Consider the following 24,669-nt stretch of genomic DNA (forward strand, 5'->3'; position numbering starts at 1 on the left):
GCCGGGCACGGCGAGAGCTTCCGGGACGCCATCCCGCGGATCCTCGAGGGCGCCACCGCCGCGGTCGCCAGGGGCCGGGCGGAGCCGGGCGAGGACCTGATCTCCGACCTGGCCCGCGTCATGGAGGAGGACGGCGACCGGCTCTCCGAGACCGAGCTGATCACCATGGTCTGGACGCTCGTCATGGCCGGCCAGACGCCCACGAACCTCATCGCCAACTCCGTCGCCGCCCTGCTGTCCCACCCCGGCCAGCTCGCCGCGCTGCGGGCCGACCCCGCTCTCATGCCGCGGGCGGTGGAGGAGCTGATGCGCTGGTGCGGGCCGCAGCTGCTGACCATCCCCCGCTTCACCGCGGAGGACATCGAGATCGGCGGCGTGACCGTTCCCAAGGGCGTGCCGGTCACGGCCTCGATCGCCTCGGCGAACCGCGACCCGCGCGCCTTCGACGAGCCGGACCGGTTCGACCTGCGGCGCGAGGAGTCGGGGCATCTCGGGTTCGCGCACGGGCCGCACTTCTGCGTCGGGGCCTCGCTGGCCCGCGTACAGGCCGGGATCGCGATCGGCGCCCTGCTGCGCCGCTTCCCCGGCCTGGCGCTCGCCGGCGAGGTGCGGCACATGCCCGACCCCGGCACCTGGCGCCTGACGTCGCTGCCCGTGACCCTGTGAGACGGCGGTTCAGTAGCCGATCGTGAACCTGGCGCGGTGGTGCCGGGGGCGCTCGGCCTCGTCGAGCAGCGCGACGGCGAAGTCCTCCATGGAGATCGCCGACCTGCCCTCGGCGTCCACCAGCAGCTCGTCGCCGCCGAGCCGGTAGCGTCCGGTACGCTCCCCCGGCTCCAGCAGCGCGGGCGGGCTCACGTACGCCCAGTCGACGCCCGGCTCGGCCCGGCAGACCTCCAGCTGGGCGTTGCAGGCCAGCGCGATGGGTCGCCACGAGGGCGGGAAGTCCGGGGTCTCGACGACGGTGAGGCCGCCGGCGCCCGGCACGGTCAGCCCGGCCGCGCCGCCGACGAGCAGCAGCCGCACGCCGGTCCTCGCCACCCCGGCCAGCAGCGCCTTCGCGGTCGTGACCAGGTCGGCCTCGTGGCCGGGCGCGGGCCGGGTGGCGCTGATGACGAGGTCCTGCCCGGCGCTGAGCGCGGCCACGTTCCCGGCGTCCGAGGCGTCGCCGGCGCGGGCGTGCGCGGCGGGAGGCAGCAGGGGGAAGCGGGCGGGGTCGCGGACGACGGCGGTGACCTCGTGGCCGCGCGCCAGCGCCTCGGCCACGACCCTGCCGCCCACGGCTCCGGCGGCTCCGAAGACGGTGATGCGCATGTCAGGACTCCTTTCCAGCAAGGATGCGGGGCGTCTCGGCCGACTTGCGGGCGGGCTGGCGCTGGGCCACGACCAGGGCGGCCAGGACGACGAGCGCGCCGAGCGCCTGGGCCGCGGTGAGCTCCTGGCCGAGGACGAGCCAGCCGAGCGCGGTGGCGACCATGGGACTGAGCAGGCCCAGGAACGTGACCTTGGTCGCCGACAGCAGCCGCAGGCCCCGGAACCACAGGACGTAGGCGAGCGCGGATCCGATGATCGTGAGGTAGGCGTACCCGGCGAGGTTCGCGCTGGTCAGGGTGGCCGGCGGCGCGCCCTCGACGAGGAACGCCACCGGGAGCAGCAGCAGGCCGCCGGCCACGAGCTGCCAGCCGGTGGTGGCCAGCAGCGGCGCGGGCGACTGCCAGCGCTTGCTCAGCACCACGCCCAAGGCCATCACGACGGCGCCGCCGAGCGCCGCGGCCACGCCGAGCGCGTCCAGCCGGGCGTCGGCCCGCAGCACGAGCAGGCTCACCCCGGCCACGCCCGCCACGGCGGCCAGCGTCGTACGCATGGACAGGCGCTCAGCCAGGAGCCCGGCCGACAGCAACGCGACCAGCAGGGGCTGGATGGCGCCCACGGTGGCGGCCACCCCTCCGGGCAGCCGGTACGCCCCCACGAACAGCAGCGCGAAGAACACTCCGATGTTCAGCGCGCCGAGCACCAGGGCGCGCCACCACCAGATGCCCGCGGGCAGGCGGCGGGTGATGGCGACCAGGAGGAGCCCGGCGGGCAGCGCGCGGATCACGGCGGCCAGCAGGGGGCGGCCGGGCGGCAACAGCTCGGTCGTGACGAGGTACGTGGTCCCCCAGATGGCGGGGGTCAGCGCGGTCAGCAGGACGGTTCCCGATTGATTTCTTAGCACTAAGACAAAGTATCTCAGCGCTAAGTTACTTGGCGAGGTGATTTACCTCACCGCTAAGGCATCGTTAGGCTGGAGTGGTGGCTGATCACGTCGACCTGATACTCAAGCAATGGGACGCCCAGCGCCCTGACCTGGACGTCTCGCCGATGGCGGTGATCGGCCGGCTCTCGCGGCTGATCCGGCTGATCGACGCGGAGCTGGGCCGTACGTTCGCCGCGCACGGGCTCGACCGGGCCTCCTTCGACGTGCTGGCCACCTTGCGCCGCAGCGACCCGCCGCACCGGCTGACGCCGGCCGAGCTGATGCGGGCCTCCATGGTCACGTCGGGGGCGATCACGCAGCGGCTCGACCGCCTGGAGTCCAGGGGGCTGGTGACCCGCACGCCCAGCGAGGCCGACGGGCGGGTGGTCTACGTGACACTCACCGACGAGGGGTACGCCCTGATCGACCGGTCCCTGCCGGACCATGTCGCGACGGAGGACCGCGTGCTCTCTGCCCTGCCGAAGGAGCGCCGGGACGAGCTCGCCCACACGCTGCGCGACCTGCTGGAGTCCCTTGGGGACACCACCACGCTCACCTGACCAGGGGCGCCATCAGAATCGGTCTGCGAGGCGCCTCGCCCACCTGTCCCGGGGCTCGGCTGTTATCGCATTGCGCGCCAGTGGGCCGGCCGACGAAGATCGCGCCATGGAGCGAAATGGGATCAAAGCAGGCTGGCTTGCCTTGCGGCCGTTCAGGCCGGCGGACATCCCGTGGGTTTATGAGGTGTCCCTGGACCCGGCCTTGCAGTACTTCGTGGAGTTGCCGTCGCCTTACCGCATGGAAGATGCGGCGTTCTTCGTGGAGCAGCTGGCCATCGCCGGCGCGCAGAGCGGACAGCGTCTGGAGTTCCTCGCCGAGGAGGCGTCCACGGGAGAACGCCTTGGCCGCGTGGGTCTGTGGTTGGGCGCACCGGGCACGGCCGAGATCGGATACTGGGTTGATCCGAAAGCCCGCGGACGTGGCGTTGCGACCGATGCGGTGCGAGCTGTGTGCCGGTGGGCCTTCCGCGCGCATGGTCTGGAACTGATCGAGTGGCGCGCCGAGGTAGGCAACCGGGCTTCCCGCCGAGTTGCGGAGAAGGCAGGCTTCACCGTGGAGGCCACGCTCCGGAAGCGACTTCTGCACCGAGGAATCCGGGTGGACGCATGGGTCGGCTCCCTGCTCAAGGGTGAGGCTCTGTGAACTCGCACTGACGGTTCCACCCGGTACGCCTTGACGGCGGCCCCACGCACCGCGAGGCACCCGGCCTTTCGTCCCCCTACGAAGATCATCCGCCTGTGCGGGCCAGGGTCCGGGACAAGCGCTCACCGCCACCACCAGTCGAACGCTGGGAGCGCCGGTCGCGGCCGGGATGGCCGAGACGGTGGCCACGGTGCGGACGGCGCCAGCATGGTCGCCGTCGGGATCGGTGTAGCGCTCGGCGATCCTGCCCCATCATTTCCACCGATCTTTGCGTCGTGATGTCGAGACGGCCGGATCGGCTCCGACCTTCTCGTGACGGCGCCGGATGGCGACGCCGGTGGATCGAAGGAAGGCGCGCGATGAGCAAGGTAGTGCTGGATGTGTCGATGTCCCTGGACGGGTTCACGGCGGGACCGAACGTCCGGAAGGAGGAGCCCATGGGGGACGGTGGCGAACGACTGCACGAGTGGATGGCCGGGGAAGGGGTCGACCTCGACATCCGCCGGCAGGTGGACGCGGCGGTGGGAGCCGTCGTCATCGGACGGCGTACCTTCGACCTCGGCGTGGTCCCGTGGGGTGGCACGCCGTGGCCCGGCGTCCCGAGTTTCGTAGTCACCCACCGGACCAGGGAGGACCTCCTCGGCGACAACGGCGGGACGTTCGCCTTCGACGGGCTGGAGGCCGCAGTCCGACGTGCCAAGGATGCCGCCGGGGACAAGGACGTTCTGGTGCTGGGTGCGGACGTCGCCCGGCAGGTGCTCACGGCGGGCCTGCTCGACGAGGTGTGGCTCCACCTCGTCCCCCTGCTGATGGGGGCGGGCACGCCGCTGTTCGCCGGGGAGCGGGCCGAGCTGATCCCCGAGGGGGAACCCGTCGCGGGAACCGGGTCCGTGACCCACCTGCGCTACCGCGTCCTGAAGCCCTGACACCCTTGACGTCCGCTGCCTCGCAGCGTGACGACGGGGTGAGGTGTCCACGGCGGCTGAGCGCGGGTGAGGACGGACCCGGCCGGCGCATCGGTCTCCTGCGCGTCCAGATCGTCCGGAGCCGGCGACGAGGACCTGGCAGGCGGCCGGCCAGGTCCGGGTGCCGCGTGGCCGGTTCAGCCCAGGTCGAGTTCGGCCAGTTCCGCCCAGTACCAGGGCACGACCTCGCGCCCGGCGTCGGAGCGGGGGTCGGACCAGTCTCGGATCCATTCGCCGAGAATGCCGAGGAAGGAGTTGGGGATGCTGCCCGCCTGGATCACGCGCTGGATGCCCGCCTCGTGCGCGGCCGGGCTGGTGCCGCCGACCGCGTCGGTGACGACCATGGTCCGATAGCCGTCGCGCTGGGCGTGCACGACGGGGAAGGCGAGGCAGATCTCGGTCCATAACGCGGCGAAGACGATGTTGCGGCGCCCGGTCGCCTTGATGGCACGGCGTACTGGTTCGTCCTCCCAGGCGTTCATGTTCATGCGGTCGTACTCGGTGAGGGTGGGCACCTCCTCGCGCAGCGAGGGGATGGTGGGGTGGTTGACCCCCGCTTTGACGCCCACGGTGGTGAGCACGGTGGGGATCTTGAGCAGCCGGGCGATCCGGGCCAGGGCCTTGACGTTGAGCTGGAGCAGGTCCTTGTTCATCGAGGTGACGCCGTTGACCATCTCGGGCTGGTAGTCGATCAGTACCAGCATGGAGTTCTCCTGGCTGAACAGCGGATTGGACTCGCTCGTGCCGCTCTCGGCGGACGCGGTGCCGGCCAGGGCGGGGGCGATCACTGCGGCGGCCCCGACAGCACCGACGGCGCCTGCGGTGAGTGCCTGCCTGCGGGTTGGATTGCTCATGTCGAGATCCTTTACTTGGGGAAGATTGAATCTTTAAGTAGAAAGTAATGCGCAGGCATCCAGAAGCCGTAGACGACACGTATACGTGCTGCTGGAGCGCTCCCGGTGTGGGCGCGTCGGTCCTGGACCGGGTTCAGCCGCCTCGATGGACGAGCCCGGCGGGCTTCAAGGCACTGATCAGCGAGTTGATTCGCGGATCAGGAGGCGTGGCGGTGGCGGAAGTCGTCGGTGGTCTCGTCCTCGTTGCCGATCCCGAGGTGGCGAAGATCGGAGGGCTCGGGGTGGCCGAGCGCGGGAGCGGCTCCCGGTGTTCAGCCGGGTGCGGTGTTCAGCCGCGGCGCCGGCGGCCGGAGCCGCGGCTCGAACGCCGTCCCGAGCCGGAATCGGAGCCGGTCCCTTGTGCGGGGGCCGTGCCGCGTGTGGCGCCGGGGTCGCGGCGGGGGCCCGTGCCGCGGGACGGCCGTTCGTAGCGGGTGGCGGGCCAGTGGGCGGGACGGGTGAGCGCGGCCGGGAGGCGGGTGGCGGCGTCGCCGGTGGCGGCGTTGAGCTGGGGCTGGGTGAGGAAGAGCGCACCCGACAGGTCCGCGCCCGCCAGGTCGGCCCCCCGCAGGTCGGCTCCGATCAGGTCGGAATCCCGGAGGTCCGCACCCCGCAGATCCGCGCCGATCAGGTACGCCCCGCGAAGGTTGGCACCCCGCAGGTCGGCGCCCGCCAGCTTGGCCCCGATCAGATCCGCTCCCCTGCGCTCCTTGCCCTTGCGCCCGGCCCGGACCAGCTCACTCGTGCGCAGCAGCAGCACGTTGACCTCGGCCCGGTGCGCCGGCAGGTCCAGCTTCTTCAGCGCGTCCGGACTCTCCCGGGTGAGCCGCTCCGTCGCGTCGAACGCGCCCTGCAGCTCGGCGTGGACGGGCCTGGCGGCCTCCAGCGTCAGCGCCTCCGCCAGATACCACAGCAGCTCGTGCAGCTGCCGCACGACGGGGAAGATCGCGTACATCTCCCCGGCCGTGCCCGGCGCCTGCCGCCAGCTCGTGCCCTGGAAGGTGACCTGCGAGACCTTCTGGCCCGCCCCGAAGCAGTCGTACACGGTGCAGCCGGGAAAGCCGCGCTCCCTGAGCTCCGCGTGAATGGAGCAACGGAAGTCCTCACGCAGGTTGCGGCAGGGCTCCCCGGCCTTCTTGTCCACCGCGAAGTCGGCCGACGCCGCGAACGGCAGCGCGACGCAGCAGAGCCCGAAGCAGCTCTCGCAGTCGGCCAGCAGGCCGAGCTCGCGCGGGTTCGTTCCAGGCAACGTGCGGGCCTCCTCCGGCGGATACGGTCAGGTCATCAAGGGTACTCACTCGTGGACGTACGGCGTCGTCGTGGTGATCGCCTCGAACCCCAGCCGCAGCAGGATCGGACGGCTCTGGCTGGAGGCGTCCACCTGCAGATGGTCGTAGCCGCGGGCGACCGCCTCGCGGGCCCGGTAGGCGACCAACGCCCGGTAGATGCCGCGCCCGCGCCACTCCGGCACGGTGCCGCCGCCCCACAGGCTCGCGAACCGGGTGCCCGGGTGCAGGTCCATCCGGGCCGCGCTCACCGGCACGTCACCGGCCATCGCGAGGAGGGCGACGACCTCGCCCCCGGCGAGCTGGTCGAGCAGCCGTTCCCGGAAGTGCGCGTCAGGGGTACCGAAGGCGCTCTCGTGGACGTCGGCCATCAGCTCCACGCCGTCGGGACCGGTCACCGGGACCAGCCGCACCCCCTCGGGCGGCTCCCCTGTGAGGGGCAGGCGCGCGATCTCGGCGATCATCAGCGTCTCGGCGGGCTCCGGGGTGAATCCGGCGGCCAGGAGGCGCCGGTCGAGGTCGCCGGGCCGGTCGTAGCCGTACAGCTTCCACTCGAAGGGCCGCCCCAGCTCCCCGAAGTAGCGCACCTGCTCGGCGATCTCCGCGTCCGCGTTCCGCTCGTCGAGGCCGGACCAGAGCACGCCGCTCCAGCCGTGCTCGGGCGCGACCTGCCGCACCACGTTCCCGGCCCGCTCCACCTTGGCGTCCGGCCCGTCGGCGCGGGCCTCCTGGCGCAGCTGCCGGTCGAAGAGTTCCAGCATCTCAGCCCCCGAACCGTCGCTGGCGGGCGGCGAAGCTGCGCAGCGCCCGCAGGAAGTCGATCTCGCGGAAGGCCGGCCAGTAGGCCTCGCAGAAGTACAGCTCGGAGTAGGCGGACTGCCAGAGCAGGAAGTTCGACAGGCGCTGCTCGCCGCTGGTGCGGATCACCAGGTCGGGGTCGGGCTGACCGGCCGTGTAAAGGTGGGGCGCGATGTCGTCCACGCTCAACGTCGAGGCCAGCTCCACCATGGACTGCCCGGACTCGGCCCGCTCGTACAGCAGCTCGCGCAGGGCGTCGATCACCTCCTGGCGGCCGCCGTACCCGATGGCCAGCGTGAGGTGGAAACCGGTGGCACACGTACGGGTGGCCTCGACGGCGCTCTTGAGCGCGCGCGCCGTGGTGTCGGGCAACATGTCGAGCAGGCCCGCCACGTGGACGCGCCAGCGCGCGTCGGGCCGGTCCAGCCGCTCGGCGACCATCTCCTCGATCACCCGCAACAGGTAGGCGACCTCCTCGTCTCCGCGGCGCTGAAGGTTCTCCGTCGAGCACAGGAACACCGTCACGTGCTCGATCCCCAGCCCCTCACACCACGACAGCACGTGGTCGATGTGCTCGGCGCCGTACTTGTGGCCGATGCTCGGGCTCGCCAGACCCTGCTGCCTGGCCCAGCGCCGGTTGCCGTCCATGATCAAACCGACGTGGCGGGGCAGCGGACCCGCCGTGGCCTGACGGCGCAGCCGCCGGGCATAGAGGGAATGAAGAAGATCAGTCGTCCACATCCTCCAAGGATGGCCCACCCGCCGAACCGGAACCGCCCCCTTGCCCATTTCCGTGACCGAGCCGCAAACCGTCGTCGCCCCAGCCGTCCCCCCAGTCGGCGTCCCTGGCCGCGCGGTAGAGGTCGCCCTGCCGCTTGGACACGATCACGTCGCGGATCCCCTCCTCCCCGGCGCACAGCCGCAGGGACACCACGCCCTTGCGTTTGACCGGGTGGCGCAGGATCCGGGCGTCGGCCCGCTCCCCCGGGACCGTCGTGGCGGCCACGTAGGAGAACTTCTCGTCCTCGAAGCTGAGCGTGCCCGCCTTGATCCGGCGATGCAGGGACGTCCTGGGCAGCCTGACGGAGAAGTGGCACCAGTCGCGTCCCTGCTCGATCGGGCAGCGCCCGTCGTGGGGGCAGGGGGCGGCGACGCTCAGCCCCTGGTCGACCAGGACCTCTCTGGCCTCGGCGACGGTGGCGTAACCCGCCGGGGTGCCGGGCTCGATGACGATCACCATGGCCGCGTCCGCGGCCAGCCAGCGGACGATCTCCCGGCGCTTGTCCTGGGGGAGCTCGCCCAGGGCGTACGACATGGTCACCAGGTCGGCCGCGGGCCGGTCGAGGCCGGGACGCACCGACGCCTGCCGCCAGGTGGCCCCGCGCAGGGCGTCGGACGTACGGGCGAGGCGCTTGCCCAGGTCGATGATCTGCGGGTCGTGCTCGATGACCGTGACCCGCTCGATGGACGACCAGGTCTCACCCGCGGCCCAGATCGCCGCCCCCGTGCCGCCGCCGACGTCGAGGTGGCTCCCTGGCCGGAAGTCCGGGGTCATGGCGGCCGCCTGACGCATGGCCGTGGCCGCGGCGGCGTAGGTGGCGGGCATCCGGTACGCGGCGTAGGCGGCCACGTCGGCCCGGGACCTGATGTGGGTGCCTCCGCCGGTCGCGGCGTTCGTACGGTAACGCTCGGTGAGCCGCGCCACGGAGTCGGACAGCTCCTGCGGCGCGTAGCCGGACAGGGCCTTGTCCAGGGCGGCTCTGAGTTCTTCTGGAAGCATGGATGGGTTCACCTGTGGTCCGTACGTGGCTTGCCTGCGTCAATGATGCTCGCGATTCGACGGTGCTCGGGACTCATGCGGGCCGTGCGGCTGCGCCCCTGGCGAACAGGCCGATTCTCCAGCCCGTGCGGCTGCGCCCCTGGCGAACGGGGCGATCCTCCAGGCCCGCGCGGCGGTAGCGTGCCGGGCATGCTGATCATCGACGGCGTCAAGATCGCGTACGAGGAGGCCGGCCCCGCGACCCCCCTGGGCACCGTCGTGCTCGTGCACGGCGGGACGACCGACATGCGCCTCTGGGAGCAGCAGTTCCGTGTCCTCTCGGAGCGCTACCGCGTGATCCGCTACGACTGGCGGGGCTGCGGCCGGTCCGGCGACGCCGAGGGCGAGGTGTGCCATCACGAGGACCTGCTCGCCGTCATGGACGCGCTGGGAGTCGAGCGGGCGGCGCTGGCCGGCAACTCGATGGGCGGCGCGTACGCGACCGAGGTCGCCCTGGCCGCCCCTTCCCGGGTGGCCGCGCTCGCCCTGATCAGCTCGGGCCTGGCCGGCCACCCATGGCCGCAGGAGATGCTGGACCAGGCGCGCGAGCGCGTCCACGGCTCGGTGCCCGCCGACCGCCTGGCCCGCTACCGCGCCGGCACCGCCGACCACGTGGATCCCGCCGACGTACGCGCGATGGCTGAGGCCCACACGCTCTGGCAGACCGCCGGGCCCGACCGTGGCCGCGACGCGCTCTCCGACGAGGTGTGGGAGTCGGCGGTGGAGATGTGCGGCCTGGTGTTCGAGCGCTCCTGGGCCGGCCCCCGATCCACGGAACGCCACCTGGTCCCGCCCGCCGTGACGCGCCTGCCCGAGATCACCGCCCCCACCCTGGTGATCAACGGCCTGTCGGACGTGCCCGGCATCCAGCAGATGTCCGACCTCCTCACGGCCGGCATCCCCGCCGCCCGGCGCATCGACCTGCCCGAGACGGGCCACCTGCCGCCGCTCGAACGCCCCACGGAGGTGACCGAGGCCCTGACGGCATTCCTCGCGACCGTCTTCACCTCCTGACCCACGCCCCCGGGCCCGACGTCCCCGCTTCCGGCTCGCCCCGGCCTTCCGGGGGCGCACTTTCCCCGGCCCGATCCGCGCCACCGCACTTCAACGCGCCCCCCTCGACCACCGCGGCATGGCGAGCGTGGGCATCACGGGGCCGACGACCGGCGGGGCACGTCAGGCGCGCGAAGCCGGGGGCGTCAGGCCGGTGACGGCGAGGGCGGAGGTCAGGCCGGTGAAGGAGGGCAGGGGTCAGGGCGGTGACTGCGGGGGCAGGGGCCAGGTCCGGTGATGCGGGGCGGGGTCAGGGCGGTGACCGCAGGGGTCAGGCCGGTGTAGCAGGGGTGCGGACGGGTTGAGGGCGGGGGCGGCCGGTCGTGGAGGCGTACTCGGTGAGGATCCCGTCGATGGCGGATGCCAGCAGCTCCCGGTGCTCCACCGGCAACTCCCCCGTCAACGCCTCCAGCCGTGCCTCGACCCCGTCGTGCGCCAGCGCCCCGACGCGCTCCCCTTCGGGGGTCAGCTCGACGAGCCAGGCCCGCCGATCCCGGGCATCACGCGTGCGGGCCACGAGCCCCCGCTTCTCCGCCCGGTCGACGAGCCCCGTCAGGCTCGACTTCTCCAGGTGCAGCGTACGCGTCAGCTCCGTCATCCCCACCGGCCCGCCGACGAGCAGGCACAGCAGCTGCGCCTGCTGCGGCGTAAGGTCCTGGTCCCTGCCGACGTCCCCGAACACCTGCTGCACCAGGTGCCCCAGACGTACGAGGGCGGTAGTGAACGTCGCGGCCACGGCACCGAGTCTAGTTGACAATGGTTCACAATACGAACTAATTTAGTTCTTATTACCAACTGTTCGCAATACCAACCAAAGTCCGGCGGCGAACGGCACATCCAAGGAGCCCCCATGCCCGACTACGGCCACGAGCTGCTCTTCAGCGTCAGCTTCGCGCCCTCCGCCCACCAGGCCGACACCGTCGTCGCCCTCTCCCAGCTCGCCGAGCGCGCCGGACTCGACCTCGTCACCTTCTCGGACCACCCGTACCAGCCCACCTTCCTCGACACCTGGACCCTGCTCGGCTACGTCGCGGCCGCCACCGAGAGCATCCGGCTGGCCGGCAACGTGCATCCGCTGCCGCTCCGGCCGCCCGCCATGCTCGCGCAGGCCGCCGCCAGCCTCGACATCCTCAGCCACGGCCGCTTCGAGCTCGCCCTGGGCACCGGCGGATACTGGGACGCCATCGCCTCCATGGGCGCCCCGCGCCTGACCCCCGGCCAGGCCGTGGACGCGCTCGAGGAGGCCATCCCGATCATCCGCGCCGCCTGGGACACCGGCGCCCCCGGCACCATCGGCCACCACGGAGAGCACTACCAGGTCACCGCCCCGCGAGGCCCGCGCCCGGCCCACGACATCGGCATCTGGCTCGGCGCGTACAAGCCGCGCATGCTCCGCGTGACCGGCCGCCTCGCCGACGGCTGGCTCCCCTCCCTCCCCTACCTCCAGGACATCGGCAAGATCGGCGAGGGCAACGCCGTCATCGACGAGGCCGCCGCCGAGGCGGGCCGCTCGCCCCGCGACATCCGCCGCCTGCTCAACCTCGGCGAGGAACTGCCCGCCGCCCAGCTCGCCGAGATCGCCCTCACGTACGGCGTCAGCGTCTTCATCCTCGCGGCCAACGACCCCGGCCGGCTCCAGCGCTTCGCCCAGGAGACCGCCCCGGCCGTACGCGAACTCGTCGCCGCGGAACGCACCCAGGCCGCCCCGCCGCCACCCACCGCCGCGACAAAAGCCGCAAACCCGACGACAGCCGCCTTGGGCGCCACCCCGACCCCCGACGACGGTGTACGGCTCACCGACGTACGCGTCTGGGACGAGACCACCCGCCCCACCGGCCCCGCCCCCGACCCCACCAGGCACTACAGCCCCGCCGAACAGGCCAACGGCCGGCACCTCATCGACGTGCACGACCATCTGCGCGCCGAACTCGCCCAGCTCCGCGACCTCATCGACCAGGTGGCCTCCGGAGCGATCGACGCCGGCACCGCCCGCTCGCACATCAACACCATGACCATGCGCCAGAACAACTGGACCCTCGGCGCCTACTGCGAGTCCTACTGCCGCCTCGTCACCATGCACCACACCGCCGAGGACGCCATGGTCTTCCCGCACCTCCGCCGCACGGAGCCCGCCCTGGCGCCCGTGCTCGACCGCCTCCAGGAAGAGCACCACGCCATCCACAAGATCATCGAACGCGTCGACCGCGCCCTCGTCTCGTTCGTCGGCGACCCGGACGGCCTCGGCCACCTGCGCGAGACCGTGGACCTGCTCACCGACAGCCTCCTGTCCCACCTGTCGTACGAGGAGCGCGAACTCGTCGAACCCCTGGCCAGGAACGGCCTCTAGGCTCGGCGGGCGGGGAACGCGCGACGGCGCGCCGCGACCACGACCGCCAGGGCCACCGCCACCAGCGGCAACGAGGTCCACGGCAGCGCACCCGCCCCGGCACCCTCCAGCACCAAGCCGCCGGCCAGCGACCCCGCGGCGATCCCCGCGTTGTACACGGTCGTCTGCATGGACGTGGCGGCATCCGCGTTCCCCGCCCCGGAGGCGTCCACCAGCGCCGACTGCAGCAACGTCGGCACCCCGCCGAAGGCCGCCCCCCACAGCGCGACCGCGCCCAGCGGCGCCCAGCCCGGCCCACCGGAGACGGCCAGCACCGCCATGGCCCCCGCCACCACGGCCAGCACCACCACGAGCGTCACCCGCGGGAACCGGTCGATCACCACCCCGGTCACCCAGATCCCCGCCACCGTCCCGATCCCGAACACGAGCAGCACGACACTCGTCCGCCCCAACCCGGCGAAGGCCACGAACGGCGCCAGGTACGTGTACATCGCCTGATGCCCGACCAGCACCAGCACCGTCACCCCCAGGATCGTCCGGACGCCGGGCAGCACCGCCACCCGCCGCAACGGGACCCGCACCGTGGCCGCCTCACCGGGAAAGTCCGGCACCTTCCACAGCGCCCACCCCACCAGCGCGACCGCCACGACCGCCAGCCCCAGAAAAGCGGTCCGCCACCCGAACGCCGAGGCCAGCGCCGCGCCCGCCGGAATCCCCGCGCACAGCGCCACCGTGATCCCCGCCGAGACGATCGCGATGGCCCGCCCCCGCCGCTCGACCGGCACCATCCGGGCCGCGTACCCGACCAGCATCGCCCACAGGATCCCGCCCATGACGCCGGCCAGGACCCGCGCCCCGAAGGTCACCGCATAGGACGACGAGAGCGCGGTCACGGTGTTGAACAGCGCGAACCCCACCAGCGTCCCCACCAGTACGGGCCGCCGCGGCAGCCCGCGCAGCAACGCCGTCAGCGGGATCGCCGACAGGGTCGAGGCCACCGCGTACGCCGTCACCAGGAACCCGGCCCGCCCCTCCGGCACCCCCAGCGCCGCGCCGAGCTGCGGCAGCAGCCCTGCCGGCAGCAGCTCCGTCATCACCGCCGTGAACGCCGCCGAGAACAGCGCCAGCAGCCCCGACCAGGGCATTCTCCCGACGCGTACGGCGTCGGTGATCGTCGCACCAGACATGTCGAATATGCTGAAACGTTCACATCAATGTGAAGGCAAGCCGGGAGGGCCCGCCGTGAGAATCGGTGAACTGTCGCGACTGACGGGCGTGCCGACCCGCATGCTCCGCTACTACGAGGAGCAGGACCTCCTCCACCCGGAGCGCGCCGACAACGGCTACCGCCATTATCCGGAGCCGGCCGTCTACCGGGTTCAGCAGATCCGCGGCCTGCTCGACTCCGGGCTCACCACGGAGATCATCCGCCGTATCCTGCCGTTCCTGAACAAGCCCGACGAGATCCACCTGCACCCCCAGTGCCTCACCCCGGAGCTGGCCGACCTCCTGGAGGCCGAGGCCGACCGCATCCAGCAGCGCATCGAGTGCCTCTCCCGCAACCGCGACGCGATCCACGCGTACCTGGCGGCCGTGCGATCTTCCTGAGCCCGGCCGCCTTTACAATGTAGATCACTTGTACATCCGAGTTACTGATCAACGGCGGCCTGTTGATCGAAAACGGGGTGTGGCGCTGCACCTGCCCCCCAAGATCGCTACGTATAGTGATCTCCGATGTCACTTCGTGATTACAGGGGGAGATCATGAGGAATAGCCTCATCGCCGTCGGCGGTGCGCTACTCGCCGCGACCGCACTGTACGGAAGCGCCACGCCCGCCACGGCCGACGACCACGGGAAGCACCACGACTCGAAGCACTGCGGCCTCGGGGTGGGCGACGACATTACCTATCACCACGTCACCGACCACGGCGTGTTCGCCGGGACCCGCAAGACCAAGGCCTGCAAGGACGACGGCGGCGCCGGCTGGGACTGGTCGTGGGACCCCCACTGGCATCACCGCAACTGGCCCACCAGCGGCAACGGCAACTGGGCCGGCTCCTGGCCCGACCACGGCTTCCACCACGACGACTGATCAAGCCCCGCATCACGCGCTCGTCCCGGTGCCCGCCACGCAGGCACCGGGACGAGCGCGTTCAGGCGCTCGCCGCCGTGTCTTCCCCCGGCCGGTTCGGTGTTGCGGGGACGTTGCCGCCATCCTGGGGCGATGGATGATCCACTGAACTGGTTGGCCCAGGACGCCGAATCAGGATCTCTCCCCGTCCGCGAGGGGCAGTTCCATCGGGTCGTGATGGGCTCGGACCGGGTCGTGTGCCTGCCCCGCACCGAGGCGGCGGCTGTCCGGCTGCCGCAGCGGGCGGCCATGCTGCGCGTGCTCGCCGGGCTCGGTCTCGGCTTCCGCATCCCCCGGCCGCTGTCCGAAGGCGCGGGCGAAGCGCCGTACCTGGTGCTGAGCCGCGTCCCCGGCGCGCCGCTGGAGGACGGCGCGCTCGACGACCCGGCGGTGGCCGGGGCGGTTGCGGAGCAGTACGCCGAGCTGCTGGCCGCGCTGGCCCGGGCGGGGGCCGACGAACGGGCGCGGGCGGCGCTGCCGTGGACGCCGGAGGATCGGTGGCGGCGGTTCGAGACGGATGTCCGCGCCGAGTTGTTCGGGCTCATGTCGGACGGCGGACGCCGGCGGGCCGAGCGGGAGCTCGCCGCGGCCGCAGGTCTCCCCCACGTCGCCACGGCGGTGGCGCACGGCGACCTCGGCGCCGAGAACGTCCTGTGGGAGATCGACGGCGGGCTGCCCCGGCTCAGCGGCGTGATCGACTGGGACGGGGTCACCATCGGCGACCCCGCCGAGGACCTCGCCGCCATCGGGGCCGGCCACGGCGACGCGTTCCTGGAGCGGGTGCTCGCACTGGGCGGCTGGGCCGGCGACGGGACGGCGGCCCGCATCGCCGCCATCCGCGGCACGTTCGCCCTGCAACAGGCGCTCGACGCCCACCGGGACGGCGACGCGGAACAACTGACGGACGGCCTGACCGCCTACCGCTGAGCACCATCGCACGGTCCGTCCGAGGGGCCGCTACCCGACCCACCGCGGCGCGCCGCTCGCGGGCTGGCCGCCACCCTCGCGCACCACAGGCGGGCAGGCGGCAAACCGCAGACGGCTGAGGGCCGGAGGGCCGGGCGACCGAAGGAGCGGGGAACGCGGAGGCGCGGGAAGCCGGAGGGGCAGGGAAACGGGAAGCACGGGAGGCCGGAACGGCGCGAGGGGCGGGAGACCGGAACGGCGGGAGGGGTGGGGTGGTCAGGGGCGGAGGCGGGAGGAGGGGGTGGTGGGGGAGGTCGGGCGGCCGACTCGGGCCACGTGGAGGAGGGTCCGGGGGTCAGCGACGCCCAGCCGGTCCGCGAGGACCTGCCTGGTCGGCTCGCAGTCGATGATCTGGCTCAGCGGGTGCGTGGCATAGCCGTGCGCGGACAGGGTGAGCCAGTGCCGCATCAGCACGCGCCCCAGCTCCAGCTCGTCCTCGACCGCCCCCACCAGCACCAAAACGTCCCCGTCGTAGTCGAGCAGGTCACGCGCGGCCCCGGCCAGCACCCTCGGGAGGCCCAGGGGACGCAGGGCCGGGTAGAGGGCCAGCGAGGCGCGCAGGCCGATGGCCTCCGCCCTGCTGAGGGACAGGGCCCGGTCGGTGAGGCCGTCGAGCAGGTAGCGGCGGTGGCGGCGGGTGAGCCGCAGCCAGGCGCGCAGCTCCCGCGTCACCTCCTGGTCGCCGAACTGGTGCAGGTCGGCCGCGTGCAGCAGGTCCGCGAGGTCGCGGCAGGCCAGCCGCCGCATCCCGGTGAGCTCCGCGACCAGCGGGTCCGGCAGGCGTCCCGGGTGGTACTCTCCGCGATTGGCGCCGCGCGCCCGGACGTCCGCCGTCGTGAAGGGCGTCCGGTACGGCTGCGCGGCGGCGTACAGGACACCCATCCGATGCGGCCCCGGATCGGGACGGAAGCCGACCGGCAGGCCGGCGTCGGCGCAGACGATCAGGCAGCACTCCACGAACGCGCCCAGGCTCAGGCGCAGGTCGCGGCCCGTGGGGTCGCTGATGGGCAGAGCGCGTGACGGATCCCAGCCGACCTCGGCCCCGTCGGCCGTGTAGGTGAGGGTCCAGGGCTGGGTGTTGTGGGCGCTGGGGGCACGCCAGAAGTCCGGCTCCAGCGGCCGCAGCCGGTCTTTCACGCCGTCAGGCCCTTCTCGTAGAACGTGTAGCCGTGCAGGGGGCGGCCGCCCATCGCGGTGTACTGGGCGGCGGAGCCGGGGTTCGTGCGCTCGACGTACGTGCTGCGCAGCGCCCGGTAGCCGCCCCGGCGCAGCCCTTCGTGCAGCTCCCGGGCCAGCAGCCGCATGTAGCCGTGGCCCTGCTCCCCGGGGACCGTGCCCTTGATGATGAGCACGGCCTCGCTGCGGTAGCGGGACCGGGTGGCGAGCAGGCGGAGCTGGTTCAGCAGGTGGAGATTGCCACGAATTTTCGCGATAAATCGCGAAATGTCGGGCAAGCACAGCACGAACGCGATCGGCCGCTCCTCCTTCGTCAGGTACAGCAGCAACGACTCGTCCAGCAGGTACGCCAGCCCGTCCGTCTGCGCCGCGAGCTGCTCCGCCGAGATCTCCGTGTAGTAGCCGAGCTGCGCGAAGCTGGCGTTCAGCATCTCCCGCAGGATCGGCAGCTGCTCCGCCACCCGCCGCCGGTCGCCCCGGTGCACGCGCAGCCCCTCGGCCGCGATCCGCCCGTCGTCGAACGCGAACACCGGCCCCTCCGGCACCGGGCAGATCCAGGTGTCGGACTCGAAGCGACGGGTGAAGCCGCACGCCTCGTACGCGACCGGATAGTACGGGTGGTTCCAGGCGCTGTCGATGAAACCGCGCTCGTCGAAACCGGCGGTGATGACGCCGCCCGCCTGGTTGGGCAGCAGCGACACCGGCCCGAACACCGCCTCCTTCCCGGCGCCGCGCCCGGCCGCGAGGATGCCGTCGAACAGCTCCTCCGCCGCCTCCTCCGCGAACTCGGTCAGCCCGAACAGCTGCGTGGCCCGGCCCAGCTTGGCGTCCAGCGCGGCGTCGGTGTGCAGGGTGGTCCGCGCGACCACCCGCCCGCGCCGCCTGAGCAGGAACAGCCCCACCCCCTGCCGGTGCCACGTGCGTACCTGCGCGTGCAGCGGCGGGATGAAGCGCGTCTCGCCCGCGTAGACGCGGTCGGTCAGCGCGAGGAAGTCGCGCAGGTCGCGGCGGCTCTCGACGGGATGCAGCGTCACCCGCGCCTCACCCGGGGACCCTCGCCGTCCTCGACGGACAGCGGGGTGAACGTCTCGATGTGCGCCATCGGCCCGCCCTCCGCCCGCCAGACCCCGTTGCTGTAGCCCTCGGGCTCGGCGTTGTAGAGCCGGATGTAGCCGCCGGTGGCGTTCCTGGTGCCGTCCGTCACCCACTGCATGAGCTTGCGGTGGTGGCGGCTGCGGGCGAAGCGCAGCAGCGCGTCGCGGTCCTCGAAGAACGCGAGCGTGCCCAGCGTGAACGGGAACTCCCAGTAGACCTTGTGCCAGCAGTAGCCGCGCATCCGCTTCATGTCCCGCACCATGCGGAACCACGTCAGGGTGAGCGTGACTATCGACAGCGGTCCCCGGTAGCGGGTCGCGCCGACGAACATCGCCGTCGCCCGCCCCTGCGCCGGGGCCTTGCTGAAGTCCGTGGTCCTCATGCGTCCTTCACCAGGTAGACGTTCTTCATCTTCGTGAGCCCGGCGAACGGCCCCTCGCCCGGGTCGAAGACCTTGACGCGCAGGTCGGCGGCCGTCGGGTCCTCCTTGAGCGACTCGGCGAAGTCGCGCGAGACGGCGCTCAGGTGGGCGACCACGCCCTTGCGGCAGATCTCGGCGAGTTCGTCGCGGCCGGCGGCGTCAGGGCCGCGCAGCTCGATGTTGATCACCGGGCGGTACTCCAGGCCCGGCAGCTCCTCCAGCGACAGGCAGAACCGGTTGATCGCGGCCGCGTACGGGTTCCCCTGGTAGAGGCCGTACTCGACGTCCTGCGGATACAGGTTGGCCCCCATGTAGGAGATCGTCGAGTCCTTGCGGCCGAACAGGAACAGCAGCGGCAGGTTCATCCGCTCGTCGGTCCACGCGCGCTCGTACGCGTCGGCGCCGAGCGCCCGCCTGACGTCGGCGAGGGTGTGCAGCCTGGCCTCGTCGCCGACGTTGTAGCGCAGCTTGGGCTGCAGGCAGCTCTTGGTGTTGATGGTGCACAGCAGCTCGCCCGCGCCGTTGACCTCCAGGAACGTCTCCAGCGGGTTGTAGTGGAAGATCATCGGCAGCCGCTGCTCCCCCGGCCCGAGTAACAGCTCGCGCAGCCGCTGGTCGGTGGCCAGGCGCTTGCGCAGCCACACGCTGAACCCGCTCTCCGCGCCCATCCCGATCGTCAGGTCACTGGCGCCGTAACCGGAGCGGACCTCCTCGAAGCGCTCCTCCAGGTAGTCGCGCAGCGCCTCGGTCATGCCCTCGCCGCCGACCATGCCGCGGATGCGGTAGTCCCGCCACGGGAAGCCGCTCTCGTCCAGGCGGTCGCGCAGGTGCTTGAGGAACGGCGGGTACGCGGCCACCACATAGTCGTAGCCGGGCCCGAAGTGCGCCAGCGTGTCGGCGATCTTCTCCAGGTCGGGGCCGGTGTTCTTGACCATCGCGACGCGCGCCATGGCGGTGCCCGTGGTGGTGCCGGTGGCCCAGGCGCCCATCGAGTACGCGTTGATCACGAACAGCCGCTTGCCGGGGAAGACCAGCTCGATGTAGCCGGCCGCGTTGCGGTAGATGCCCTTGAGCTCGCGCGGCCCGCGTACCCAGTTGTACGGCTTGCCGCTGGACCCCGACGACTCGTCCACGATCACGCCGGGCCGGTGCAGCCTGCCTTCCTGGCAGCGGCTCTCCTCGTCGTACACGGCGGCGTAGTTCTGCTTGCTGGTCTCGGGGAAGTCCGCCAGCCTCCTGGCGTGCCCGGCGCCGCTCGCCCCCAGGAAGTGCCGGTAGGCGGGCACGTCCACGGCGGCGAACTGGCAGGCCAGCCTGGCGTGCCGGGCCGCCAGCCAGTCGAAGGCCGGGTGGTAGCTCCGGGCGACGAGCCGCCAGATGGCGGGGTGCATCGCGCCCAGCCGGTACGCGCCGGTCAGGGACCAGGAGTAGGCCTGGAGGCGGGCCCTCCGCCAGCGCTGGCGGGGGGTGAGCGGCCCGAGAGCCGGGCTGAGGCGGGTCATGAACGGTGAGACTAGTGGGGCGAATAGAAGATCGCTTTACGCCCACTTTCACCCGCTTTATGCATTCCCTATTCTTCCCTATCCTGTGCCATCATAGGGAGCGATATGGAGCATTACACCGTCGAACAGGTGGCGGCCCTGCTGGGGTTGCACGTCAAGACCGTCCGCAACTACGTACGCGACGGGCGGCTGCCTGCCGTGCGCATCGGCAAGCAGTACCGGATCGCCAAGGAGGACCTGGCGGCCTTCACCGGCACGCCGCTCGTCACGCCCCGCCGCGCGGAGGCGTCGAGCATCGTGCAGGTCGACGGCATCGCCAGGAGCGACATGGACCGGGTCAGCACGATGGTCCTGGGGTCGCTGGCGAGCCGGCCCCATGGCCTGCGGGTGGAGTTCGTCTACGACGAGGAACGCGAGCACCTGAAGGTCATCGTGCTGGGCACGCTGGAGGAGAGCGCCCAGGTCCTGAGGATCATCGACGCGCTGGTGAGGGAGTGAGGCCCGTGGTCGCGATCTACGCCTCGTCCTCGGCCCCGCCGCCGGTCCCGCGGCCCCGGACGACGACTTCACCGAGTTCCCGCCGCCGCCTGCTGCGTGCCGCGCCGGACCTGCTCCCCGCCCACACTCAAGAGATCATGGACTTCCTGGAGACCGCACATGCTTGACGACCGCGTATACGTCTGCGAGCCGCACGGCGAGCCGCTGCGCGAGACCCGCGACGCGCTCGACCTGCTCGGCGAGGCCTTCGGCAGGGGCGCGAGCTGGGTGGCCGTCCCCGCCGGGCGGCTGCACGACGACTTCTTCGCGCTGCGCACGGGCGTGGCGGGCGAGATCGCGCAGAAGTTCGTCAACTACCGCGTCGGCCTGGCCGTCGTGGGGGACATCTCCCGCTTCACCGCCGCCAGCTCGGCGCTGCGCGACTGGGTGTTCGAGTCGAACCGGGGCGGGCACATCTGGTTCGTCGGCGACCTGGAGGAGCTGGCGGCGCGGCTGCCGGCCCGCGAGGATCCCGCGAGCCGGCCCTGAGGCGCCTCAGGTGCGGCGGGCGGCCACGGCGGCGAGCGTCTCCCAGGCCGCCTCCGGGTGCAGCGTCTCGTCCGGGTCCGAGTGGAACGGGTCGAGGACGACCGTCTCCGCGCCGAGCAGCCGCAGCTCCTCCAGGTCGGCCATGACCTGCTCGATCGTGCCCTCGCCCGCGCGCCGCTCCGCCGGCGGCGCGTCGGTGACGCGCAGCAGGATCCTGGGCGTCAGGGCGGGCACCGGCCGTCCCTCCTCGGCGGCGATCTCCTTCAGGCGCGACCAGTTCTCGCGCAGCCAGGGGAGGGTGCTCCTGAGCGGGTGCCACCCATCGCCGTAGCGCACCGCCCTGCGCAGCCCCGCCTCGCTGCCGCCACCGACCCAGATCGGCACGCCGCCGGAACGGTAGTCGGCCTCGTCGGCCCAGGCGGCGCGGATGGCGGCGAGGTATTCGTCGGTCACCTTGCCGCGCCGCTCGTACACCGCTCCGAGCGCCTCGAACTCCTGCCGCGCCCACCCGATCCCCACGCCCAGCACCAGCCGCCCGCCGCTGAGGTCGTTGAGGTTGGCCGCCATGCGGGCGGTGAGCAGCGGGTGGCGGTACGGCACGATGAGCACCGTGGTGCCGAGCCCGATCCGGGTGGTGGAGCCGGCCAGCCAGGCCAGAGTCGTGAACGGCTCGTAGAACGGCGCGGGATACTGCTTGGCGACGTCTGAGGTGATGACCACGTGGTCGGAGACCATGAGCAGGTCGTATCCGAGCCCCTCGACGGTCTGCGCCCAGCTGCGCAGCACGTCGGGGTTGGTGCCGGGGCCGAAATTGGGAACATTCACGCCTATTCGCACCGGGTCAGGTTATCCCAGCGATCATCGCGTCAGCCGCAGGCGGCACGCACGTCCGCCATGAGGCCCGCCGCGGCGTCGAGCGTACGGGCGATCTCCTCCGGGGTGCGCCCCACCTCCGCCAGCAGCGCCTGGGCCCGCTCGCCGAAGCCGGGCGGGGCCGAGGGGAGCCGGGCGGCTGCGGCGACCATGCCCTTCTCGTTGATCAGCCAGGCGCCGTCGGCGGCGTGCAGGGCGTGGCAGGCGACGCCGACGGCGCGGAAGAGCGCACCGGCCGCGTACGCCGGGTCCTGGCCCTTGGCGCCGTAGCCGCCGATCGTCAGGGCGAAGTCGGCTTCCCACAACCCGCCGATCAGGGCCTGGCGCAGCGCGGGCGGGTATTCGTCCGCGACCTCCCGCCGCAGGGCGGCGAGCTCGCCGGTGGGGTCGGCGAGGACCTGGCACAGGGCGACCTCGCCGGCGTAGGCGTGGGAGTAGAAGCCGAGGGGGTGTCCGGGCTGGAAGCCGATCTCGTAACGGCCCTGGCGGCAGTCGTCCCAGACGCGGTGGACGCGGTCGAGGTCGCGGTAGATCCAGTCGACCCGCAGGCCGTCCACGGTGAGCCAGCCGCCGCCGTCCACCCACGGCCCCCAGCCGCCCGGCTCGGTCACCTCGGTCGGCTCGCCCGTCACCTCCCGCGCCAGGGCGCGCAGGCCGGGCACGTCGAGCGGGCCCCGGTAGTAGAGGCCGAGGTCGATGTCGGAGTCCGGCCGGTGCGTGCCGCGCGCCCGGCTGCCACCCAGGACAACGGCCACCACCCCGCGCACTTCGACCAGTCGGGCGGCTATGGCGTGAATGTCCGGCTCCTGCACGGGTCGATCTTAGAGCGGGGCGAGGTACCGCGAGCGTGGAGCGGGCAGGGAAGGGTCGTGAGAGTCGTCGCGTTGTCGGACACGCACGCGCCCAGGCGCTGGCGTTCCTGCCCGCCCCGCGTCGCCGCGCACCTGCGCGGCGCGGACGTGATCCTGCACGCGGGCGACGTCTGCGTGGCCTCCGTACTGGACGAACTGGCCGCGTACGCCCCCGTCCACGTCGTGAAGGGCAACAACGACGGCCCGGACGTGGTGGCGCCGGAGACGCTGGAGCTGACCCTGGACGGGCTGCGGATCGGCATGATCCACGACAGCGGCCCGGCCAAGGGGCGCCTCGACCGCCTGCGCCGCCGCTTCCCCCAGGCGGACCTGGTCGTCTTCGGCCACTCCCACATCCCGCTGGACGAGTCGGGCGACGGCCTGCGCATCTTCAACCCCGGCTCCCCCACCGACCGCCGCCGCCAGCCGCACGGCACGCTGGGCCTGCTCACCATCGAGGACGGCGTCCTGACCGCCGCGGAGATCGTGCCCGTCACCTGACCGCGCCAAGGACGGCGGATCAGTCCCTCCGTACGACCGTCGGTGTAGCACGGGGGGCGGCGACGCGCGGGACCCTACGTCCCGCGGCGTACCGGAGACGGAGACGGCGGGCGGATTCTGTCACCGCCGCTTGCGAGGATCCTCGGGACTTAAGGGCCGCGGTAAGCCGACGGGAATGAAGCCGTAAGCGCCCTCCAGCACAGTGATCCCAGATCACAGGAGAGAAGGGCCGAGAGATGAGCCAGCCGTACACCATCCAGGACGAGATCACGCTCCCCGGGTTCGCCGGGACCGTCCACCTGCCGGGCGAGGCCGGGTACGAGGAGCTGCGCCGCTCGCTCAACCCGCGCGTGGACGCCCACCCGGCCCTGGTGGCCGAGGCGTACGGCGTGGCCGACCTGCGCGGCGCGCTGCTGGCGGCGCGGCGGCACGGGGTGCCGTTCGCGGTGCAGGCGACCGGGCACGGCACGCACGAGGCGTGCGACGGCGGCGTCCTGGTCAGGACCTCCCCCATGGCCTCGGTCCTGGTGGACCCGGACCGGCGGATCGCCCGGGTGGGGCCGGGGGCGCTCTGGGGCGAGGTGGTCGCGGCCGCCGCGCCGTTCGGGCTGGCGCCGCTGTCGGGGTCGTCGCCGTCGGTCGGCGTCACCGGCTACACGCTCGGCGGCGGGCTCGGGTGGCTGGCGCGCAAGCACGGGTTCGCGGCCGACAGCGTGGTGCGCGCCGAGGTGCTGCTGGCCGACGGCCGGCACGTCGTGGCGAGCGCGGACAGCCACCCCGAGCTGTTCTGGGCGCTGCGCGGCGGCGGTGGCGGGTTCGGCGTCGTCACCTCGCTGGAGTTCCGTCTTCACCCGGTCGAGCGGGTGTTCTCCGGGTTCGCGTACTTCCCGATCGAGGCGGCGGCCGAGACGCTGACCGCGTACCGGAGCTGGATCGAGGACGCCCCCGACGAGATCAGCACGGCGGTGGTGCTCAGGCGGATGCCCGAGGACGCGCCGGAGGCGGTGCGCGGCAGGCACGTCGTCATGGTCAAGGTGGTGCACGCCGGCGAGGCCGAGGAGGCCAGGCGGCTGCTCGCGCCGCTGTGGCGGGCGGCCGGACCGGCGCTGCTGGACGAGACGCGTCCCAGCACGTACGCGGCCACCTCCATGGGCGGCACGCCCAACCGGCACATGGACATGTTCGAGACGGTGCCCGACGAGGTGATCGGCACGCTGGTGCGGGCCGCCGAGCACGCGCAGACCGTGGAGATCCGCCACTGGGGCGGCGCGATGGCCCGCCCCGGCCAGGATGCCGGCCCGGTCGGCCACCGCGGCACGAAGCTGTCGGTCATCGTGGACACCGTCGTGCCGGGGCTGGCGGAGGAGCTGCGCCCGCATGCCAACGGCGGCACGTTCCTCAACTTCCTGGCCGACCCGGCGAGGACGGCGGCGGCGTTCACGACCGGTGACTTCCGGCGGCTGCGCGAGGTCAAGCGGGCCTACGACCCGGACGGCTTCTTCCGCGTCGGTCACGTCACCCGTTGA

Annotated in this window: 29 protein-coding genes; 14 read left to right on the forward strand and 15 right to left on the reverse strand. The window is 72.3% G+C overall.

Annotated features, from left to right (window positions below):
* The coding region (locus tag ACWDX9_RS27710; RefSeq protein ID WP_449958955.1) for a cytochrome P450 at window positions 1-666 on the forward strand (666 nt) is incomplete at its 5' end.
* A gap of 9 nt (window positions 667-675) precedes the next feature.
* Here ACWDX9_RS27710 and ACWDX9_RS27715 read toward each other — a convergent pair.
* Both ACWDX9_RS27715 and ACWDX9_RS27720 read right to left on the reverse strand, forming a co-directional pair.
* Complete coding sequence (locus ACWDX9_RS27715) at window positions 676-1,314, reverse strand: NAD(P)-dependent oxidoreductase (RefSeq protein ID WP_449958958.1); 639 nt, start codon at window positions 1,312-1,314, stop codon at window positions 676-678.
* A gap of 1 nt (window position 1,315) precedes the next feature.
* Window positions 1,316-2,215, reverse strand: a complete 900-nt coding sequence (locus ACWDX9_RS27720) for an EamA family transporter (RefSeq protein WP_449958961.1) — start codon at window positions 2,213-2,215, stop codon at window positions 1,316-1,318.
* Between the two features lie 77 nt (window positions 2,216-2,292).
* Here ACWDX9_RS27720 and ACWDX9_RS27725 point away from each other — a divergent pair, with 77 nt between their 5' ends.
* The 3 genes from ACWDX9_RS27725 to ACWDX9_RS27735 all read left to right on the forward strand — a co-directional run bounded on the left by ACWDX9_RS27725 (window position 2,293) and on the right by ACWDX9_RS27735 (window position 4,365).
* Window positions 2,293-2,796: a MarR family winged helix-turn-helix transcriptional regulator gene (locus tag ACWDX9_RS27725; protein WP_449958963.1), complete on the forward strand. Its 504-nt coding sequence runs from the start codon at window positions 2,293-2,295 to the stop codon at window positions 2,794-2,796.
* A 106-nt stretch (window positions 2,797-2,902) separates the two neighbouring features.
* Window positions 2,903-3,439 (forward strand): GNAT family N-acetyltransferase, encoded by a 537-nt coding sequence (locus ACWDX9_RS27730; protein ID WP_449958965.1) that lies wholly within the window; start codon window positions 2,903-2,905, stop codon window positions 3,437-3,439.
* Between the two features lie 359 nt (window positions 3,440-3,798).
* Complete coding sequence (locus ACWDX9_RS27735; protein ID WP_449958967.1) at window positions 3,799-4,365, forward strand: dihydrofolate reductase family protein; 567 nt, start codon at window positions 3,799-3,801, stop codon at window positions 4,363-4,365.
* Between the two features lie 176 nt (window positions 4,366-4,541).
* Here the strand turns inward: ACWDX9_RS27735 and ACWDX9_RS27740 are convergent, their stop codons facing one another.
* From ACWDX9_RS27740 to ACWDX9_RS27760, 5 genes are all read right to left on the reverse strand, one after another.
* Window positions 4,542-5,258: an isochorismatase family protein gene (locus ACWDX9_RS27740; RefSeq protein ID WP_449958969.1), complete on the reverse strand. Its 717-nt coding sequence runs from the start codon at window positions 5,256-5,258 to the stop codon at window positions 4,542-4,544.
* 328 nt (window positions 5,259-5,586) lie between these two features.
* Window positions 5,587-6,546 carry a pentapeptide repeat-containing protein gene (locus ACWDX9_RS27745; protein ID WP_449958971.1) on the reverse strand — a complete coding sequence of 320 codons (960 nt, stop codon included), beginning with the start codon at window positions 6,544-6,546 and terminating at the stop codon, window positions 5,587-5,589.
* 45 nt (window positions 6,547-6,591) lie between these two features.
* The gene (locus ACWDX9_RS27750) at window positions 6,592-7,344 is read right to left on the reverse strand and encodes a GNAT family N-acetyltransferase (RefSeq protein ID WP_449958973.1); all 753 of its coding nucleotides are present in this window, start codon (window positions 7,342-7,344) and stop codon (window positions 6,592-6,594) included.
* 1 nt (window position 7,345) lies between these two features.
* On the reverse strand, window positions 7,346-8,122 hold the full coding sequence (gene uppS, locus ACWDX9_RS27755) for a polyprenyl diphosphate synthase (RefSeq protein ID WP_364262210.1): 777 nt from the start codon (window positions 8,120-8,122) through the stop codon (window positions 7,346-7,348).
* Complete coding sequence (locus tag ACWDX9_RS27760) at window positions 8,109-9,161, reverse strand: small ribosomal subunit Rsm22 family protein (RefSeq protein ID WP_449958976.1); 1,053 nt, start codon at window positions 9,159-9,161, stop codon at window positions 8,109-8,111. Before ACWDX9_RS27760 ends, uppS begins: the two co-directional genes overlap by 14 nt.
* A 189-nt stretch (window positions 9,162-9,350) precedes the next feature.
* On the opposite strand from ACWDX9_RS27760, the gene ACWDX9_RS27765 reads away from it, so the two are divergent.
* The gene (locus tag ACWDX9_RS27765) at window positions 9,351-10,214 is read left to right on the forward strand and encodes an alpha/beta fold hydrolase (protein WP_449958978.1); all 864 of its coding nucleotides are present in this window, start codon (window positions 9,351-9,353) and stop codon (window positions 10,212-10,214) included.
* A gap of 310 nt (window positions 10,215-10,524) precedes the next feature.
* Here the strand turns inward: ACWDX9_RS27765 and ACWDX9_RS27770 are convergent, their stop codons facing one another.
* Entirely contained in the window at window positions 10,525-10,989 is a 465-nt protein-coding gene (locus ACWDX9_RS27770; protein WP_449958980.1) for a MarR family winged helix-turn-helix transcriptional regulator, read from the reverse strand.
* A 114-nt stretch (window positions 10,990-11,103) separates the two neighbouring features.
* Here ACWDX9_RS27770 and ACWDX9_RS27775 point away from each other — a divergent pair, with 114 nt between their 5' ends.
* Window positions 11,104-12,600, forward strand: a complete 1,497-nt coding sequence (locus ACWDX9_RS27775; protein WP_449958982.1) for an LLM class flavin-dependent oxidoreductase — start codon at window positions 11,104-11,106, stop codon at window positions 12,598-12,600.
* Here the strand turns inward: ACWDX9_RS27775 and ACWDX9_RS27780 are convergent.
* Window positions 12,597-13,787, reverse strand: coding sequence for an MFS transporter (locus tag ACWDX9_RS27780; RefSeq protein WP_449958983.1), 1,191 nt, complete (start codon window positions 13,785-13,787; stop codon window positions 12,597-12,599). The genes ACWDX9_RS27775 and ACWDX9_RS27780 overlap by 4 nt on opposite strands.
* A gap of 55 nt (window positions 13,788-13,842) precedes the next feature.
* Between ACWDX9_RS27780 and ACWDX9_RS27785 the strand changes: the two genes are divergently transcribed.
* From ACWDX9_RS27785 to ACWDX9_RS27795, 3 genes are all read left to right on the forward strand, one after another.
* Entirely contained in the window at window positions 13,843-14,208 is a 366-nt protein-coding gene (locus ACWDX9_RS27785; protein WP_387569279.1) for a MerR family transcriptional regulator, read from the forward strand.
* Between the two features lie 155 nt (window positions 14,209-14,363).
* The gene (locus ACWDX9_RS27790) at window positions 14,364-14,693 is read left to right on the forward strand and encodes a hypothetical protein (RefSeq protein WP_449958985.1); all 330 of its coding nucleotides are present in this window, start codon (window positions 14,364-14,366) and stop codon (window positions 14,691-14,693) included.
* 132 nt (window positions 14,694-14,825) lie between these two features.
* Window positions 14,826-15,659, forward strand: coding sequence for an aminoglycoside phosphotransferase family protein (locus tag ACWDX9_RS27795; protein ID WP_449958987.1), 834 nt, complete (start codon window positions 14,826-14,828; stop codon window positions 15,657-15,659).
* A 255-nt stretch (window positions 15,660-15,914) separates the two neighbouring features.
* On the opposite strand, the gene ACWDX9_RS27800 is transcribed toward ACWDX9_RS27795, so the two are convergent.
* The 4 genes from ACWDX9_RS27800 to ACWDX9_RS27815 are packed head-to-tail and all read right to left on the reverse strand — an operon-like array spanning window position 15,915 to window position 19,892.
* Complete coding sequence (locus tag ACWDX9_RS27800; protein WP_449958989.1) at window positions 15,915-16,835, reverse strand: hypothetical protein; 921 nt, start codon at window positions 16,833-16,835, stop codon at window positions 15,915-15,917.
* On the reverse strand, window positions 16,832-17,908 hold the full coding sequence (locus ACWDX9_RS27805; RefSeq protein ID WP_449958991.1) for a hypothetical protein: 1,077 nt from the start codon (window positions 17,906-17,908) through the stop codon (window positions 16,832-16,834). The genes ACWDX9_RS27800 and ACWDX9_RS27805 overlap by 4 nt, the downstream gene beginning before the upstream one ends.
* The gene (locus ACWDX9_RS27810; protein ID WP_397366467.1) at window positions 17,905-18,351 is read right to left on the reverse strand and encodes a DUF4188 domain-containing protein; all 447 of its coding nucleotides are present in this window, start codon (window positions 18,349-18,351) and stop codon (window positions 17,905-17,907) included. Before ACWDX9_RS27810 ends, ACWDX9_RS27805 begins: the two co-directional genes overlap by 4 nt.
* Complete coding sequence (locus tag ACWDX9_RS27815; protein WP_449958993.1) at window positions 18,348-19,892, reverse strand: phenylacetate--CoA ligase family protein; 1,545 nt, start codon at window positions 19,890-19,892, stop codon at window positions 18,348-18,350. The genes ACWDX9_RS27810 and ACWDX9_RS27815 overlap by 4 nt, the downstream gene beginning before the upstream one ends.
* Before the next feature lie 105 nt (window positions 19,893-19,997).
* Here ACWDX9_RS27815 and ACWDX9_RS27820 point away from each other — a divergent pair, with 105 nt between their 5' ends.
* From ACWDX9_RS27820 to ACWDX9_RS27830, 3 genes are read left to right on the forward strand one after another with little or no spacing between them, the layout of a single operon-like run.
* Entirely contained in the window at window positions 19,998-20,390 is a 393-nt protein-coding gene (locus tag ACWDX9_RS27820; protein WP_449958995.1) for a helix-turn-helix domain-containing protein, read from the forward strand.
* A gap of 5 nt (window positions 20,391-20,395) precedes the next feature.
* The gene (locus ACWDX9_RS27825; protein ID WP_449958997.1) at window positions 20,396-20,557 is read left to right on the forward strand and encodes a hypothetical protein; all 162 of its coding nucleotides are present in this window, start codon (window positions 20,396-20,398) and stop codon (window positions 20,555-20,557) included.
* Window positions 20,550-20,918: a DUF4180 domain-containing protein gene (locus ACWDX9_RS27830; RefSeq protein ID WP_350727383.1), complete on the forward strand. Its 369-nt coding sequence runs from the start codon at window positions 20,550-20,552 to the stop codon at window positions 20,916-20,918. The genes ACWDX9_RS27825 and ACWDX9_RS27830 overlap by 8 nt, the downstream gene beginning before the upstream one ends.
* A 6-nt stretch (window positions 20,919-20,924) precedes the next feature.
* Here ACWDX9_RS27830 and ACWDX9_RS27835 read toward each other — a convergent pair whose 3' ends face one another.
* Together ACWDX9_RS27835 and ACWDX9_RS27840 are read right to left on the reverse strand one after the other, a co-directional pair.
* Window positions 20,925-21,743: an LLM class flavin-dependent oxidoreductase gene (locus ACWDX9_RS27835; RefSeq protein ID WP_449958999.1), complete on the reverse strand. Its 819-nt coding sequence runs from the start codon at window positions 21,741-21,743 to the stop codon at window positions 20,925-20,927.
* Between the two features lie 41 nt (window positions 21,744-21,784).
* A complete protein-coding gene (locus ACWDX9_RS27840) occupies window positions 21,785-22,603 on the reverse strand; it encodes a nucleotidyltransferase domain-containing protein (protein ID WP_449959001.1) in 819 nt (272 codons plus the stop codon).
* A 57-nt stretch (window positions 22,604-22,660) separates the two neighbouring features.
* Between ACWDX9_RS27840 and ACWDX9_RS27845 the strand changes: the two genes are divergently transcribed.
* On the forward strand, window positions 22,661-23,143 hold the full coding sequence (locus tag ACWDX9_RS27845) for a metallophosphoesterase family protein (RefSeq protein WP_355200351.1): 483 nt from the start codon (window positions 22,661-22,663) through the stop codon (window positions 23,141-23,143).
* A gap of 236 nt (window positions 23,144-23,379) precedes the next feature.
* Window positions 23,380-24,669: an FAD-binding oxidoreductase gene (locus ACWDX9_RS27850; protein ID WP_449959002.1), complete on the forward strand. Its 1,290-nt coding sequence runs from the start codon at window positions 23,380-23,382 to the stop codon at window positions 24,667-24,669.

Source organism: Nonomuraea sp. NPDC003201 (assembly GCF_053590415.1).